This window comes from Bradyrhizobium sp. CCBAU 53340 (genome assembly GCF_015291645.1).
In the GTDB taxonomy this organism is placed as follows: Bacteria; Pseudomonadota; Alphaproteobacteria; order Rhizobiales; family Xanthobacteraceae; genus Bradyrhizobium.
Genome location: NZ_CP030055.1, coordinates 2,351,402 through 2,367,580 on the forward strand (window position 1 = coordinate 2,351,402; position 16,179 = coordinate 2,367,580).

General features: G+C 57.2%; 12 protein-coding genes. 6 read left to right on the top strand and 6 right to left on the bottom strand.

The window, feature by feature from the left end; genetic code table 11:
• Positions 1 to 19: 19 nt before the first annotated feature.
• Genes XH89_RS11060 through XH89_RS11075 form a run of 4 tightly spaced genes read right to left on the bottom strand, consistent with a single transcriptional unit; the run spans position 20 to position 5,424 of the window.
• On the bottom strand, positions 20 to 2,434 hold the full coding sequence (locus XH89_RS11060) for an FkbM family methyltransferase (RefSeq protein WP_194467091.1): 2,415 nt from the start codon (positions 2,432 to 2,434) through the stop codon (positions 20 to 22).
• Between the two features lie 58 nt (positions 2,435 to 2,492).
• Positions 2,493 to 3,188, bottom strand: coding sequence for a sulfotransferase domain-containing protein (locus XH89_RS11065; RefSeq protein WP_194467092.1), 696 nt, complete (start codon positions 3,186 to 3,188; stop codon positions 2,493 to 2,495).
• A gap of 30 nt (positions 3,189 to 3,218) precedes the next feature.
• Positions 3,219 to 4,586: an ABC transporter ATP-binding protein gene (locus XH89_RS11070; protein WP_194467093.1), complete on the bottom strand. Its 1,368-nt coding sequence runs from the start codon at positions 4,584 to 4,586 to the stop codon at positions 3,219 to 3,221.
• Positions 4,576 to 5,424: an ABC transporter permease gene (locus XH89_RS11075; RefSeq protein WP_194467094.1), complete on the bottom strand. Its 849-nt coding sequence runs from the start codon at positions 5,422 to 5,424 to the stop codon at positions 4,576 to 4,578. The genes XH89_RS11070 and XH89_RS11075 overlap by 11 nt, the downstream gene beginning before the upstream one ends.
• Before the next feature lie 467 nt (positions 5,425 to 5,891).
• Between XH89_RS11075 and gmd the strand changes: the two genes are divergently transcribed.
• From gmd to XH89_RS11105, 6 genes are all read left to right on the top strand, one after another.
• On the top strand, positions 5,892 to 6,980 hold the full coding sequence (gene gmd / locus XH89_RS11080; RefSeq protein WP_194467095.1) for a GDP-mannose 4,6-dehydratase: 1,089 nt from the start codon (positions 5,892 to 5,894) through the stop codon (positions 6,978 to 6,980).
• Complete coding sequence (locus tag XH89_RS11085) at positions 6,961 to 7,917, top strand: GDP-L-fucose synthase (protein ID WP_194467096.1); 957 nt, start codon at positions 6,961 to 6,963, stop codon at positions 7,915 to 7,917. The genes gmd and XH89_RS11085 overlap by 20 nt, the downstream gene beginning before the upstream one ends.
• 66 nt (positions 7,918 to 7,983) lie before the next feature.
• Positions 7,984 to 8,874: an NAD(P)-dependent oxidoreductase gene (locus XH89_RS11090; RefSeq protein ID WP_194467097.1), complete on the top strand. Its 891-nt coding sequence runs from the start codon at positions 7,984 to 7,986 to the stop codon at positions 8,872 to 8,874.
• A 413-nt stretch (positions 8,875 to 9,287) separates the two neighbouring features.
• Positions 9,288 to 10,046, top strand: a complete 759-nt coding sequence (locus XH89_RS11095) for a right-handed parallel beta-helix repeat-containing protein (protein WP_194467098.1) — start codon at positions 9,288 to 9,290, stop codon at positions 10,044 to 10,046.
• 1,552 nt (positions 10,047 to 11,598) lie between these two features.
• Positions 11,599 to 12,558 carry a hypothetical protein gene (locus tag XH89_RS11100; RefSeq protein WP_194467099.1) on the top strand — a complete coding sequence of 320 codons (960 nt, stop codon included), beginning with the start codon at positions 11,599 to 11,601 and terminating at the stop codon, positions 12,556 to 12,558.
• A 487-nt stretch (positions 12,559 to 13,045) separates the two neighbouring features.
• Complete coding sequence (locus XH89_RS11105) at positions 13,046 to 13,507, top strand: tetratricopeptide repeat protein (protein WP_246767795.1); 462 nt, start codon at positions 13,046 to 13,048, stop codon at positions 13,505 to 13,507.
• A gap of 128 nt (positions 13,508 to 13,635) precedes the next feature.
• On the opposite strand, the gene XH89_RS11110 is transcribed toward XH89_RS11105, so the two are convergent.
• Both XH89_RS11110 and XH89_RS11115 read right to left on the bottom strand, forming a co-directional pair.
• Positions 13,636 to 14,623 (bottom strand): IS630 family transposase gene (locus XH89_RS11110; RefSeq protein ID WP_371825207.1). Its coding sequence is split into 2 segments (ribosomal slippage): positions 13,636 to 14,248 and positions 14,247 to 14,623, totalling 990 coding nucleotides; the frame shifts between segments, so codons are not numbered across the junction.
• 375 nt (positions 14,624 to 14,998) lie between these two features.
• A complete protein-coding gene (locus XH89_RS11115) occupies positions 14,999 to 16,177 on the bottom strand; it encodes an IS91 family transposase (RefSeq protein WP_194462004.1) in 1,179 nt (392 codons plus the stop codon).
• Between the last annotated feature and the right edge of the window lie 2 nt (positions 16,178 to 16,179).

Genomic DNA, 16,179 nt, shown 5'->3' on the forward strand with positions numbered 1-16,179 from the left:
TCTCATATTTCGGTTACCATCAGGTATAGGTTCGGGTGGTGAATTCGACGCGACTGAGGGGAATAAAGAAGAGGTCGAATTGCCAAAGAGAGTTATCTCGCTGACGCCACAACGGCTCAGAAATATCGATCACGCCAAAGCCTAGTGTTCTCATAAATGCGCACATCTCGTCGAATAGGAGACTCTGGTCTGTGATTTTGAAATTGTAGACTTCTATTACGACGAGATTTGCCTGTTTAAGCGTTTCGGCTGCGCCTTGGAGAATAGGGACTTCGAAGCCGTGAGTGTCTAGCTTAACGAGAAACGGGCCGTCCAGTTGTCGCCTAGAAACTTCGTGGTCGATCGTCGTGACGGGAAGAACTGTGCGAGCGGACTCCGTTAGCTTATGGCTCGCTACTCCGCCGAACGGTGCGCTATCATCGAAGTAGATCTCACCGACACTGTCGCCGGCCGCCGCAAGGATATATTGAGTCTTGGGGGTAACGCGACAATAATTGATCAAGTCGGTCTCGTGGACCTTCTGTGCTTCGATAAGAAAATAACTGGCGGTCGGATAAAATTGCCGGGCAACCGCAGACCACATTCCATTTGATGCGCCGACGTCGATCACGGTGGAGATATTCAACCCCCGGGCCGAGATCTTTTCTAACGCACGTGCCGTTGAGGCGGCGTGATAAGCCAGCACCTCTGGGGTCTCACTCCGAAACATTCTGAGCTTTTGGGCAGGTATTTCAATCGATGGGGCGACATTGAAACGTCGCCCCAGCCGCCACCAACGGGATCCAACTATCGTTGCCTGGGTCGTGATCGATTCCGCGCGCGCAGTCTGTTCTTGCGCAATTTCAGCCTTGAGCGCAGTAATCATTGTGTCTCTATCGTGAATGGCGGCTGATAGTCCTGTTCGATCGCCGTCCAAGGTCGAACATACCTGCTCAAGGCGCACGACGTCGCCTTTCAATTTCAAATTCTCGATTTCGCGCTCGCGAAGAAGGCCAAGCTGTTGTGCCCTATCTGCTTCCGAACGTGCGAGCACCTCGCCGAGTCGTTGGACTTCCCTCTTAAGCGCTGCGATGGTTACCTCTTGCTCATTGATCACGTTCTCGCCGGCCCGTCGCTCGGTCTCTGAGCTCCCGACTTCCTGCTCGAGTTGCCGGACCTCGCCCCGGAGGCGGGTGATCACAGCGTCGCGTTCGTTGATGACCTGCAGCCGTGCGGTTCTATCGGCATCCGAAGTCGCAAGCACTTGCTCCAGCCGTTTCATCTCATTCTGAAGTTCCGTTATCAGAGAATCTCGTTGGTAAATGACATCGAGCCGCGCGGCGCGATCTGCCTCAGAGGTAGCAAGCCTCTGCTCAAGTTCTGCGTTCGCTAGACGCAAGGCCTGCTCCTTGTCGGACTCTATGAGAAGTTGCGCTTCTTCCTTGATTGACAGGGAGGTCGACGACAGGCCCTGTGCCTTAACCCGCGGCGTCGGATCATATTGATCGTTCACATCAGCCGATATCGAGGTCGTTTCTGCAATTTTTAGATTGCTCCGCAGATCCCACCAAGTTTGAAATACCTCCCGGTGCCTTTGCGTTACGGCTTCGCCTCTATCGATCACGCCAGCTCTGCAAACCTCTTCATATTCGCGTTCATAGCCGAGCTTGAAGAGCAGCTCAGTACCGACCATGTCGGTGACCGCCTGCATCTCCTCGACAGTTAGTTGCGCCTTCCATTCGTCGATCGGGTGTCTATCGACGGTGTTTGTCGATAAGATCTTTCTGTCGCCGAACTTGGCGGATCGCAGGTAGTCCGTCGATCCCAGTGTCGTCGATGTGATTCCTGCGGGATCGTAGCCAAGGGCAGAGACCACACATCGAACCTCCCTGAGAGGATCTGCCACAAGCTCTTCGTAATAGACTACTTGCGTCCTGGGATCGTCACGCCGCGCGGCAAGTATGGGCAAACCGAGAATGAGGTCAGCCAGATACGGTGCGTACGCCGGAGCGCTGTCGCTCGGGGTGACTGGTACAGCCCACGTCCGCTTCAGTGAAGCTGCAATAGCGTAAGGGTTGCGAAACAAAATAACTCGGGGCGCGTCCGGATAAAGCAATTTGAGAAAATCAAGAATCATCCAATAGCGTGGCGTCTTGTCGATGAAGCAACACTTTCCGGCTGCCGCGAGATATTGGCCGTAAGCCGCATCGCCTAGAGCGCGGAAGGCAGCCGCGCGATCGATCCGAGCAAAAAAATCTTCGGTGGCGCTATGGACAAGGAACGCGTCGGCCGGATGACGCCGATCGACGGTGCCGAACCTTTCGAGCGCCAGCATCAGCCAGGGCTCTGGCGGAGCAAGCAAGTCCGCATGTTGCTGAAGCAGATGGGCCAGCAGTGTTGTACCTGATCGGGGAAGACCGAGCAGGAAAGATACGGTTGGAGAAGCAGAGCCCATGCTTATGCTTTCTAGGAATGTATCAAGCTTTTAGAAGGCGGCAACGCAGCCAGTGCGCTTAGAGCGGGGCAGGGGAGACATCCACATAACCAAGCCTTTTCATCAAGTCGCCATGTAAGGACCAAAAAAGGGCGGCCTCAGTCGCCTGCATTTCCGCGATATTGTTCTTGTCACTACCTGAACGAAAAAATTCCGCGTCCGCCTTCCGCAACTCTTCGAACGAAGGGATGTCTTGAGAGACAACATCAAGCCCTGTAAATTTCGCGACGGAAGCCACGACCTGTCCTGGAGCGGCAACGATGTCGCTGTAATTGATGAGCAAAGTATCTGGCCGTTGTGTCGGCGCCCAAGCCTCGAAGTGTTCGCTCCAAGAACCATAAGGACAGCGGCCTCGCATCACGTCCGTCAATGATGGGTGCGCGTTATGTTGGCGCGCAAAGTTTTTGAGGTAGTGGAAATACGAAACCGCGGAGGCGCGACCGTCTCTGACCACGTACATTGCTTTCGCTTTGTCTCGCGGAGCATCATGAGTCTTGACAAAATAGAGCTTTTCGTCGCTCGTCGCCCGTGCATAAAACTCCTCCTGGTCAAGGCCGTGACTAATATGCCCGACCGCCGCCCGCAACGCTGGACGAGAGCCTATGGCGCTCTTATCGTCGTAGAGAGAGTAGGTATGCACGCCGAAGGCCTTGAAGAGAATAGTACGCAATGCGGTATTTCCGCTGCGGGGATAAGAAGCAAGCCAGATAATCACATGAGCCTCCTATTGTTAGGAGTGAAGCGTCTAACCATTGGTGCGTTGCCTCGAACTATAGCTGATAATAGGCGACAATCCGCCTGTAACGTCGACATGGAAGTGAATCCGATCTGACGGAACCGGAAGTACTTTAAACATTATAGCGTCGACGATTCGGTGGACGATAACTGGTTCAGCTTCACCTGGCAGGATGCCCACAACGCCAGCGTTTCCGAAGTAGGTACCAGCCGAAAGGGGCAGCTGAAGAGGCAGTTTAACATGCAGTGTGGTGCCGGGGGTTATCACACTGATCGACTGGTCGGGTGAAGACGATGAAACTTGCGATCCCAGCCGAAGTCCATTGATAGCCTTTACGACCATAGCGAAACTTACGTTGGATATCTGGCGATCAAACTCCACCTCATATTCGTACCAGTATGGAGAGAAGCGTTGCAGCAAATTTACCTGTTCATTTTCCATATTGCGGATTCTAACGTTGCGTATGTGGGCACCTAAGCTGGGATACGCATCTGTGGTAAGAGGAACCAGCGAAGGATCAAACGCATCTTCACTTATCGCTTTCTTTTCACCGATCAGGACAGAAGGGCTCGGATGGACGGTTCCGGACTTAATTCGATTTCGTTCCTCATCTCGCCTCCCGTGAGGCGCGTATGTAAGCCGCTGATAATTTTTGACCACCGCATTGGGAGTTCCGTCCTGAAGGATTTCGCCTTTGTCCAGCAATATCGCTCTGTCGCAAAGTTCTTGAATTGTGGCCGTCGCATGCGACACGAAAAGAATAGTGGTTCCGGAACTCCGCATAGCCTCGATGCGAGCGAAACATTTGCGCTGAAATCCCTCGTCACCCACGGCGAGCGCCTCGTCAACAATGAGGATCTCGGCATCAACATTGATAGCGACCGCGAAAGCGAGCCTGGAGTGCATACCACTCGAGTAGAGCTTCACGGGCTGCTCAAGCATTTCCCCAATATCGGCAAAGGCGACGATGGCGTCGAACCGCTCATCAATTTCGTCTGCGCTGAGGCCGAGAATTGCTGCGTTTAGAGCCACATTCTCGCGACCTGTAAATTCGGGATTGAAGCCGGCTCCAAGCTGCAGGAGTGGCGCAATTCGGCCATTCACCTGCAATTCTCCCTCAGTTGGGGTCAGAGTACCACAGATCAATTGTAGTAACGTGGACTTACCGGAACCGTTCTCACCAACGATGCCGACCGTCTCTCCGCACCTTATATCGAGGTTGACTTGCCGCAAGGCCCAGTGTTCGCGATAAAATCGCTTACGACTACCGCGTGCGAGGCGGTTCACCATCATTTGCTTCAGGCGGTCGCTCGGTTTTTCGTAGAGGTTGTAGCATTTTCCCACGCCGCGTACGCTGATGATAGGATCAGAGGACATCAGCAAACGCTCTGCGGAGACGTGAGAATAGCGCCAAGCCCAACCAACAAATTACTAAAGAAACCGCGAGATAGATCGCGGCTGACTCCCATGGAAACGGATGCCCAAATACGAGAGCGCGCATCGTCTCTATCGGAATGGTAATCGGGTTGAAGACGACGAAGGATCCAAACGGTTCGGGAACGGACGATCTAGGGTAAAGAACTGGCGCAAGAAAGAAAAGCACGCTGAGGGCGATCGGAAGGATCTGACTAAGATCGCGCACGAACACTCCTATTGCGGCAAGGATCCACGTCAGACCAAGGAGCATTGGAATCATTCCGAGCAACGCCAGCGGTGACAGAAGCACGGTAATCGGTGGAATACCTGATGTTAATGCCGTAAGAAATGCGAGGAGAACAAGAGCAATAGACGCTCCTACAAGCGCAACAGTCACCGTTACGACCGGAAGCACCTCAAGGGGGAAAACAACGCGCGTCACGTAATTCTTGTTATCGAGCACCAGCGACGGGGCTCGGGACACGCTTTCGCCAAGGAACTGGTGCACGATCACGCCTGCTAGGAAGAAAGCAGTCATGCTCTCCGAGCTGCCTCCGATGCCAGACCAGCGCGCTTTGAAGATTGAGCCGAACACAAGGGAATACATTAGCACCATTCCAAGGGGCACGAGGACTGCCCATGCGATCCCGAGAATGTTACCGCGATAGCGGGATTGCAGTTCACGGCCTGCAAGGCGGCGAATCAAATGTCGATTTCCCCAAAGGGCCTGGAAGGCAGAACGCTTGCCGGCCAAACGAAGGTTGGCGGGGGGGGGCTTAGTTGACGATTGTATTTCCATTCGCCCACCCTCGTTCTTTCAAGTTGGCTGTTCGCCAGATGCTTTAGCGGTTGTGACGCAGCGCGTCAGCACCGACTGATGCATCCGCGTCCTTCTTATGCTTGGTGTGAGTAGCTCATTGTATATTGGGCTCTTGCAGCAATTTCAACCACGCAGTATCATTAGATCCAATCGGTAACTTCCGGGCGATTGCCATGGCTGGCCGGAGTTACCGTTCTGTCGGCTCTTGTAATCAATAATTGCTGTTGTCTCCGAGCGGAAGTCCTTGTCCCCGGCATCTTTGTCCTGCGGTCCAGAACCCACTAAAACTGAACTACGGTTCCCTGCATCCGAGTGGGCTTTCGGCAAAATTGGGATGCGCTTTTGATCAAGATTATAGAATCTCTTGCTTTGAGCTGGTCCCTGTGATGTTTGCGGGGGGGGTATATGCGACACAATTTTTCAGTTACTTCAACGTTGGGGAATGAATGACGGTTCGGGACAACACGCGGCGTCGCGTCGCCCTCATCACCGGCGTGACGGGTCAGGACGGGGCCTATTTGGCCGAGCATCTGTTATCGTTGGGCTACATCGTCCACGGCATCAAGCGGCGCTCGTCATCGTTCAACACCGCGCGCGTCGATCATCTCTATCAGGACCCGCACCTCCGCGACGTGCCATTCCTGATGCATTACGGCGACATGACGGATTCGACCAACCTGATCCGCCTGGTGCAGCAGATCCGCCCGACCGAGATCTACAATCTCGCCGCGCAGAGCCATGTCGCCGTCAGCTTCGAGAGCCCGGAATACACCGCCAACGCCGATGCCATCGGCGTGCTGCGCCTCCTGGAGGCGATCCGCATCCTCGGCATGGAGAAGGAGGCGCGGTTCTACCAGGCCTCGACCTCCGAGCTTTACGGCCTGGTGCAGGAGATCCCGCAGAAGGAAACCACGCCGTTCTATCCGCGCTCGCCTTATGGCGTCGCCAAGCTCTATGGCTACTGGATCACGGTGAACTACCGCGAAGCCTATGGCATGTTTGCCTCGAACGGCGTCCTGTTCAACCATGAAAGCCCGATCCGCGGCGAGACCTTCGTCACTCGCAAGATCACCCGCGGCGTGGCGCGGATCGAGGTTGGGCTGGAGCAGACGCTCTATCTCGGCAATCTCGAGGCCAAGCGCGACTGGGGCCATGCCAAGGACTATGTCGAGGGCATGCACATGATCCTGCAGGCCGACAAGCCCGACGATTTCGTGCTCGCCACCGGCGAGACGCGCTCTGTCCGCGAGCTGGTCGAGCTGTCCTTTGCCCGTGTCGGCCGTCGCATCGAATGGCGCGGGAAGGGCGTGGACGAGACCGGAATCGATGCCATCAGTGGCAAGACGGTGGTGAGGATCGACCCGACCTATTTCCGCCCGACCGAGGTCGATCTGCTCGTCGGCGACGCCAGCAAGGCGCAGAAGGTGCTCGGCTGGAAGCCGAAACGAACCTTTGCGCAGCTCGTCGAGGAAATGATGGCGAGCGATCTGGCCGAAGCCAAGCGGGACATTGCGAATGGCAAGCGTACCGTTTGAGCTCAGCGGCAAGAGCGTCTACGTCGCCGGTCATCGCGGCATGGTCGGCAGCGCCATCGTGCGGCGGCTGGCGCAGGAGAATGTGAATCTCATCACCGTCGACCGGCGCGAGGTCGATCTCTGTAACCAGGCCGCCGTGTTCGACTGGTTCGCGCGCATACGGCCGCAAGTGATCTTTCTCGCCGCGGCAAAAGTCGGCGGCATCGTCGCCAACGACACGCTGCGCGCCGAATTCATCTACGACAACATCGCGATTGCCGCGAACGTGATCCACGCCGCGCATCTGAACGGTGCCGAGAAGCTGATGTTCCTGGGCTCGTCCTGCATCTATCCGAAGCTCGCGGCGCAGCCGTTGCGCGAGGATTCGGTGCTCTCGGGCCCGCTGGAGCCGACCAACGAGCCTTATGCGATCGCCAAGATCGCCGGCATCAAGATGGCGGAAGCCTATCGCAGCCAGTATGGCAGCGACTTCATCAGCGTGATGCCGACCAACCTCTACGGTCCCGGCGACAATTATCACCCCGAGCTGAGCCACGTCGTCGCGGCGTTGATCCGGCGCTTCCATGAGGCAAAGCTGTCGGGCGCGAAGACCGTCGCGGTCTGGGGCACCGGCACGCCGCGGCGCGAGTTCCTCTATGTCGACGACATGGCCGATGCCTGCGTGCACCTGATGAAGACCTATTCGGGTGCGGAGCTGATCAACATCGGCACCGGCGAGGACATCGCCATTGCCGAGTTCGCGCGGGTGGTCGCCTATATCGTCGGCTATCGCGGCGAGATCTCCTTCGACTCCTCGCGTCCCGACGGCACGCCGCGCAAGCTGCTCGATATCAGCCGCCTCGACAAGCTCGGCTGGTCCGCGCGGACCCCTCTTAAGGAGGGCCTCGCGCTTGCATATCGTTGGTACATAGGAGAAGCACGGCATACCGCGGATTGAGTTCGAGCAGGCTACTGACATGGCGACATGGAGCTTATTGGAAACGTTTGCGAAGGGGAAGGAAGAGTGGGCGGCGGAGCGGACGGCGCTAGCGCGGTAATCGGTGGCAACGGGGTCGTAGGCAGCTACATCGTCGGGCATCTTGCGCGTCAAGGTAAGCTCGTTTTCGCGCTCTCGCGGTCGAAGAGAGAACGGAGTGAAGGTGAGTGGATCCGCGCAGATCTGCTGGAGCCAAATACGCTTATTCTTCCGACGTTCAGCACGCTCTACTGCACGGCCAATGCGGTGCTGCTCGCTGACGCGCTTCCGTACCTTCTAAACCCCTCCGTGAAGCGTGTCGTCGCCTTTAGTTCTACAAGCGTATTCACAAAACAGGATACCGAGGTTGCCGCGGAGAAGGAACTGATCCGCCAGTTGCTCGCTGCAGAGCAAAAGATCGTGGCAGCTTGCCAGCAGCGCAGCATTGAGTGGACGATCTTGCGACCCACACTGATCTACGACGAAGGACGCGACAGCAACATCACGCCGTTATCGCAGTTGATCCGCCGCTTCAGATTCATGCCGCTTGTCGGAGGTGCGCCAGGCTTGCGACAGCCCGTACACGCCGAGGACCTTGCGGTTGGTGCCATAGCTGCAGCTGCGAGCCACGCAGCGGCAAACAAGTTCTATTCGCTAGGAGGCAGCGAAACCCTCTCCTATCGGGAAATGATCGGCCGCATCTTCGACGCACTGCATCTGCAGCGTCGCTTAATCCCCCTACCGTCATGGCTTTGGCGTGCCGGCTTTGGTCTGGCGCAGCCGCTCTTTCCCGGCTCAAATGTCGCCATGGGCATTCGTATGATGAGGGACATGACCTTCGATTGCACACCCGCCGCCAGGGATTTCGGCTGGAGTCCGAGGGCCTTCCATCCGATTTTTGACCAGTCCAGCGTCAGGCTCCTTAGCCGAGAGTCGTAGCCTGCTCAGGCCGCTGCCGCACGGCTGTGGTGGTTTTGGCAATACTGACGACCTACGGCTACTCCGGCGAGGTGCTGTGCGAGGTCGGCTGAGTGTCCCTCTTACCAATTCTTCGAGGAGGAGCTATTCCAGAGTCGCTTGCTGTTCGGCTGCACCCGCTGACCCGGTGGCACCAAGCAAAAGTTAGAAGCGAGGCACCAAGGGAGTCGATCTACCGCCAATCGAGAGACCGAGCAGATCGCAACCTCTGAGACGCACCGCCCTAAAGACTGTGCTATATTGCTAAGGCCGGGGAATTCCGTTTAAATTAATCCGTCGAGGTTTATTATAGGCTCCGAATAGCCTAGGTTGTGCAACTGTCTATACTCACAGTTGATTTGCAAACTTTGGTGTCGACGCTCTGGAGGATTATAATGAGACGCACTGCATTCCTCGCTGTTGCTTTACTATTTTTGATGCCGTTCACAGTAGTAGCGCCTGCCAGTGCGCAGGCGTTTCGGACCTGGATTTCGGGCGTCGGAGATGACGCAAACCCGTGCAGTCGCACCGCGCCTTGCAAAACGTTTGCCGGGGCAATATCCAAGACGGCCGCCTTCGGAGAAATCAATGTTCTCGATCCCGGAGGTTTTGGCGCGGTGACGATTACAAAGTCGATCACCCTCAGGTCGGATCACGTGGAAGCCGGGATTCTCGCGGCCGGGACCAACGGCATCGTTGTGAACGTCGCCTCGACCGACGTTGTAACGCTCGATGGCTTGGATATCGTTGGAGTGCAAAATGCGCTCAATGGCGTCCAGATCGTAGGATCAGGAAACATAAAGGTTCAGAACTGCCGAATCTCGGGCTTCTCGGGCAATGGTGTTAACGTGGTGGGGGCTGCTGGCGCTCGTGTCGTCGTTCTGGATTCAATCGTGACAGCCAATAGCGGCGGCCTAAACGTGGCAGGCGCTGGAGGAGCAGCCAATAATGGAATCTTGGTTAGGACGGTGGTTGACAATAATCCCTCCTTCGGAGTGTCCGTGACTTCGCCAAGTAAACTGATCTTGAGCGATTCCACGCTGTTAGGGAGTGCCGCAAGCATCGTCAATAACGGCGGCGCCACCGTTCTTTCTTTCGGCAACAATGCCTTCAACGGCACTGGCGCGCCGACGGTTACGCAAGCTCTTCGCTGAACTTCGGTAGGGTCTTGTACACACGATGTTGCGTTGTCGCACGCTACTTTCCGCCTCTGGTTGAATCGGAGAGTAGCCCGTTGCCACCGCAGTCAGGAGGCCGTGGCGGGCGTGTAGCATACAATTCCGACTGCTGCGACGCCTAGCTGGAGGTGTGTTGCGGGCAGCGGATCTTCAGCCACCAGCGGCGTCAACCGGTGTGCGTGCCGGCACCAAGTAAACAGCTGTTTCGGGGCAGCCCTTGCCGGCCCGCCTGATACTATCGTGTCCTCAAGATGTCCGGACCTTGTCGTTCTTCGAAACTAACGATGTCTCCTTGATCAATCCCGGCGACGCGCCGTCGCCTTTAATCAGCGATAGCACGCACCATTCCATACGCGATGTGAGGATGACATCTGATCTAACCCTCTGAGACTATCTTGCGAGACCGACATGCCGGTGGGAGGACAAGCCCTGACACGGCACAGCGATCGGCACGGATTGCCGTCGAGAGCTGTTGGGTCGTTCTCTTCGGACAACAGATCTAGTGCAGTGACTGCAGGTGGCGCGTGCGAGCCGACGCCGGGGGGCGCCGAACGTAGCCGAAGGTTGTGCGGATGCTGGGATGATTTGGAAGTACCGCTTGATGAGCGCAGGATTGGGAGTTACAAATATGTGCTTATTTCCGGCTGTACTCGCTGCCATTTGGTGCTGGAGTCGATATGTGTGCGATCTAGTTGAGGGCTGACAACTAGGAATGTCATTTTCCGTGATCAAGATTATTTCTGTCTTGAGACATATCCAGATCATCTGCGTAACAGTCGTTGCGCTGCTGTGGGGGGAACAAACAGCAACTGCTGCCCTGCAGGAAGCGGCGGTCGACTTTCACGTACCGGTCGCCCCTTCGGCGACGTCGCCCACGTTCGGCGACCAGCAGCGACCTAATTCAACGGAAAGCGCGCGATCTTCGACATGGCGCTCAAGAACGTTCTCAGGGAATCCACTTTGGGGGATCCCACTTAGTGTGCTGACCACGACAAGGGAACGCCCCATCTTCTCGCCGTCGCGCCGCCCCCCCGAACTAAGAGTGCCTGTCGCGGTTCGGCCTCCCCCTGCCCAGGAGCCGCAACCAGTCATTCCGGATAAACCGAACCTGGCCCTCCTTGGTACCGTTTCAGGAGGCGATGAAGGTATAGCGGTGTTCATCGATACGGTGACCAGAAATATTGTGCGGCTCCGATCAGGGGAAGCTCATTCAGCATGGGTGTTAGAATCTGTAGCAGGGAGGTCCGTAACGATGCAGAAGGGGCCGGCAAGGGAGACGCTGGTTCTTCAAAAATTGGGAGACCAAACAGTTACGAAATCTGCTCGACCACCCTCAATGAGTGGACCCCTGACGAGACAGGATGATGAGATCGCGCCGAGTGGAATCGATATGCGTTGACTATTGCTCGCTCCCATTTTGCTGCTCGAAGTAGCGATTTCATCTAGTGGCTCTATCAGTATTTGTTGCTGCACACGATAGTCATGGTTCGGCTGCCGATAGGCGGCAGCCTTTTCGGGGAGAAAGTCGATGTCAAAGAAAGTTTTGCCGCGAGTTATTCTTGGAATAAGTATGTTGTCTGCAGCTCCTGCCTTTGCTCTCTCGACCCAAGTCTACGTAGCAAAAAGTGGAACCGATTCTGGGACCTGCGCCTCGGAGGCTTCGCCGTGTGCCACTCTTACTTTTGCTTTAACCCAAGTGTCGCCAAACGGTCAGATCGTCATCACAGAGTCGGGAATTTACGACCCCATCTCGGTGACAAATCCCGTTAGCATTTATCCTGACAAGGGAGCAAAGCCGCTTATCTATGCGACGAGCTCATCTCCTGCGGTTTTGGTCAACATGAGCTCGCCCACGACGTCGGATTTCAAACTGATCGATGTTTCCGTCGTCGGTATATCGGGCGCCAACAATGGAATCCAAGTGGATGCGGCGCGGCGGATAGAATTGAATGGCGTCTCCGTTCGTGGGTTCGCAGGGAATGCGATTTTAGTCGATCCGAGCGGCAGCAATATTGATGTGCAGATGCACGCTGTTACCGTCTCGGGCAATAGCGGCCATTGCATGTGGTTTCACCCTACAGGCTCGGCGACAACGAACGCAGTCATTCGAGATAGTCGTATAGATCATTGTGGTGGGCAGGGTATCCGAACCGACGCTACCGGTACGAGTGGCTCCGGTTTTCTTCAGACTCATATCTTCGGAACATCTATCGCTTACATCAATTTGACCGCTGTTTCCTCAATCAATACATCGGGCACATTCCAAAGCAACGTTCTGCTAGAGAATTCCAATATCCAGTACACTTCGAATGTTGCCGTTTCGGCAAACGGACCCTCTGCATTTCTCCACTTGAGAAACTCGGCCATTATGAATACGAACACTGCCGTTTCCGCATCGAATGGCGGAACTGTGTTTTCCTACGGCGACAACGTCATCAACTTCAATGCGTCGGCGGGATCAACTCCGATTTCGTCGCCGCTCCGATAACCGAGCAAACTTAAGCTTCCGGGGGCAAGAATGAGTTGTCCCCCGGATGCAATTTTCGAGGAGTTGCTGGTCGGACGACTTCCGCCTCCAATGGATCCGGGATTCAGGCTTGGCTCGTTAACGCTTCGCTAGAAGGCCGAATAGAATATTATCCACCTTTACCAGCATATCGGCCTAGAAAGGTTTAGGTAGTCTGGCTAAATAGCACTTCAGGAAAGACGAGTTCCCGATTTCTAACAAGAGGCGAAGCTAGCAAAGCAGGGCACACAATGTCGCAAAGAGATAACATCGTCATGCGTCGACTTTGAGCTGTCAGGTTTGCGTGCCTCCTCTGCTCTCATCGAAGCGGGTGCTCTGGATTCTGTCATATCGCCGGCCTAGTCTTATGCTCATGCGGGGAACGAATAAGATAATACTTCTCCATGGATGCGATCCCGAGCTTCGGCGCCGAGCCGGGCTGCCGCCATGGGCCGGGTGGGCTGTCGCGGTGTTGCTGCTCTTGCTCGCGATCCCCACCCAGGCCCAATCGCTCGACCAGGGCCTTTCCGCATTGCAGCGGCAGGACTATGTGACAGCGTCCCAGGTCCTCATTCCGCTCGCCGAGCGCGGCAATGCCGCGGCGCAGACCTATGTCGGCTTCCTGTTCGAGACCGGACGAGGCGTGCCGCAGAATTATACCGAAGCTGCGATGTGGTACCGCCGTGCGGCAGAGCAGGGTGACAGCCGTGCCCAGTATTCGCTCGGGCTGCTCTACGACCGCGGCCAGGGCGTGCCGCAGGACATTGTCGAGGCCTCCAAATGGCTGAACTTGTCGACGGCCGCGTCACCGCCGAGGGTGCGTGAGTCCCGCGCCAGGATCCGAGATGCCGTCACCACCAAAATGACGCGTGGGGAAATCGCCCAGGCTCGCCTGAGGGCCCTGGAGTGGATGCCGAGCCGCGGGCACTGAGCCCGCGGACCAGGTCGCAAGCCTCTCCGGCAAAGACACCGAAAAGAACGCTATGCATCGGAGGTGACGCAGCCGCGCGCCTGCGCCGCAACGACGATTCCGCGTGTGGCGCGGAGCCTTAGAGCGTTTCACATTTTGATTGAACCATAGCCGGCGCTGGCGAAGTAGTTGGCGCATTCGCGAGGTTGGATGTCTTGGACGAGGTGGCCGATGTGTCGCCAAGTGTCCTCGATGGTGCGCTTCTGAGCTTGCCGCATCCAGTGTTTGATCTTGGAGAAGGCTTGTTCGATCGGATTGAGGTCGGGTGAGTATGGCGGCAGGTACCAGAGTCTGGCGCCAGCAGCCTTGATCATCTGCCTGACGGCTTTCGACTTGTGGCTTCCGAGATTGTCGAGAATGACGATATCGCCTTCGCGCAGGGTTGGCAGGAGAAGGTGCTTCACATAAGCGCGGAAGCATTCGCCGTTAATCGGCCCGTCGAAGACGCAGGGTGCCGTGAGCTGGTCATGGCGGAGCGCGCCGAGGAATGTGAGAGTACGCCAGTGACCGTGCGGAGCGAAGCCGTGCAGGCGTGCTCCTTTGGGGCCCCAGCCTCGCAAAGGGGCCATGTTGGTCTTGATCCAGGTTTCATCGATGAAGACGAGCCGACCCGGATCGAGCCCAGCCTGCCAGGATCGCCAACGCTGGCGCCTACGAGAGACGTCGGCGCGAGCCTGTTCGAGAGCGAACAGTGTTTTTTTTGAACCGTAGCCCTTCCCGGCGCAGGAACAGCCAGACCGCGTTGTGTGAGACCTTGACCCCACGGGCTGCCAGTTCCGCCTTCAGACCATGCAGCGTCAGGTGTGGCGTCTGAGTGATCCGCTCGACGATGAAGGCGCGGTGCGGATCAAGCACAGGCTTGCGGTGACCGCCCATCTTGCCAGGCGCTACCGAGCCGGTCGTTCTATAACGCTGTGACCACTTCACAACTGACGAGACCGCAACACCAAACCGTTCCGCCACAGATCGGCAGCTCTCACCTTTGGCAACAGCGGATACCGCGCGCTTACGCAAATCGTTGGAAATTGGTCGGACCGTCAGATGCTGGCCTCCAGCCCAGCCAGCATCTTGAATCATATTCGCCCCAGATCCGGAATCTTGAGGGTTCTGTGAGGTCGCGGGGCAGACTTAAGCCGCGCGCGCAGTCGTAGCGTGCGACCTCATAGAAGCTGGATTGAACGAAGCCGCGGAGTTGCGGGCACTATGGCGATAGTGCAGCCGGTGCAGTTGCGGAGAAGGTGCGCCTGTGGTCGCCGCGCGTCGGCGAGACATTGAGCAGGTGTGAGCGGCCCGATTGATCGGGCAGTGGGCGCGATGCCGCGAGGGATTTGTTGCGCTGGGATGCGCGGCCGAACGATTGGCGGGGTGAGCGGTGACGAGCGCGGCCACGGCGACTTCGGACGTTGCCACCGCGAAGGTGATCACGGAAGGGGTGGATAGTGCAGGCGCTGGTCATGACGTATCACAACGAAACGGATGGTCGCGGGCGCAGGCTCGTGGGACGACATCGACGCGCCGCATGGTGCCGCCACAATGCGGGCAGACGGGGATCTCACATTTGGTGAGGGGATCGTCGCCGGCTTCTTGATCAGTCGGAGCGTTGCGGACAGCAAGGAGTTGACGGCAGAGGGCGATTTTATCGTTGCGTCCGCCATTGGCGAGGAAGCCATAGTGGCGGATGCGGTGGAAGCCGTCCGGCAGGGTGTGGAGGAGAAAGCGACGAATGAACTCATCGGCATTAAGCGTCATCACTTTGGCTTGACGATTCTGCCGATAGTCCTTCCAGGAAAAGCTCACCTTGCCGTCGGCAAGCGAGATCAGCCTACTGTTGGCGATGGCGACGCGATGCGTGTAGCGGCCGAGATAAGCCAGCACCTGTTCGGGCCCGCCGAATGGCGGCTTGGCATAGACGACCCAGTCGGTCCGTCGAAGTTGAGCGAGGCGTTCGGCGAATGCGGCGGGATCGGCGAGATGGACGAGATCGCCAAAGAAGCCCAACTGGCCAGCCGCGAAGGCAGCTTGGAGCTCTAGCAGAAACAGACGGCGGAACAGCCGGGAGAGGACGCGCACCGGCAGGAAGAAGCCGGGCCGGCAAGCGACCCAGTGTGTGCCGTCGAGTGAAGGTCCACCACCAGGCACGACGCAGTGGATATGCGGATGGTGTTGCAGCGTCTGGCCCCAGGTATGGAGGACGGCGGTCACACCGAGCTGAGCGCCGAGATGCTTGGGGTCGGCCGCGATGGTGGCGAGCGTCTCGGCCGCGCAGCGGAACAGGATGGCATAGACGATGGCCTTGTTCTGAAAGGCTATCTCTCCGGCGGGGGCCGGCATGGTGAAGACGACGTGGAAATACGGCACGGGAAGGAGTTCGGCCTGTCGTTCGGCGAGCCATTGCACGCGCGCCGAGCCCTGGCACTTCGGGCAATGCCGATTGCGGCAGGAGTTGTAGGCAATCCGTGTGGCGCCGCAGTCATCGCACTGCTCGACGTGGCCGCCGAGCACAGCCGTCCGGCATGCCGTGATCGCGCCCATGACGCGCCGCTCGACGCGGCCCAAATGCTCGGCACGGGCTTGCCGAAACGCTTCGCCGTGGCGGCAGAAGATATCCGCCACTTCCAGAACCGGAGCCATCA

Bases quoted from the DNA above. Each gene is read 5' to 3' on its own strand.
- XH89_RS11060 (WP_194467091.1), bottom strand. From the start codon at position 2,434: ATGGGCTCTGCTTCTCCAACCGTATCTTTCCTGCTCGGTCTTCCCCGA.
- XH89_RS11115 (WP_194462004.1), bottom strand. From the start codon at position 16,177: ATGGCTCCGGTTCTGGAAGTGGCGGATATCTTCTGCCGCCACGGCGAA.
- XH89_RS11070 (WP_194467093.1), bottom strand. From the start codon at position 4,586: ATGTCCTCTGATCCTATCATCAGCGTACGCGGCGTGGGAAAATGCTAC.
- XH89_RS11085 (WP_194467096.1), top strand. From the start codon at position 6,961: ATGGCAAGCGTACCGTTTGAGCTCAGCGGCAAGAGCGTCTACGTCGCC.
- gmd (WP_194467095.1), top strand. From the start codon at position 5,892: ATGACGGTTCGGGACAACACGCGGCGTCGCGTCGCCCTCATCACCGGC.
- XH89_RS11075 (WP_194467094.1), bottom strand. From the start codon at position 5,424: ATGGAAATACAATCGTCAACTAAGCCCCCCCCCGCCAACCTTCGTTTG.
- XH89_RS11100 (WP_194467099.1), top strand. From the start codon at position 11,599: ATGTCAAAGAAAGTTTTGCCGCGAGTTATTCTTGGAATAAGTATGTTG.
- XH89_RS11095 (WP_194467098.1), top strand. From the start codon at position 9,288: ATGAGACGCACTGCATTCCTCGCTGTTGCTTTACTATTTTTGATGCCG.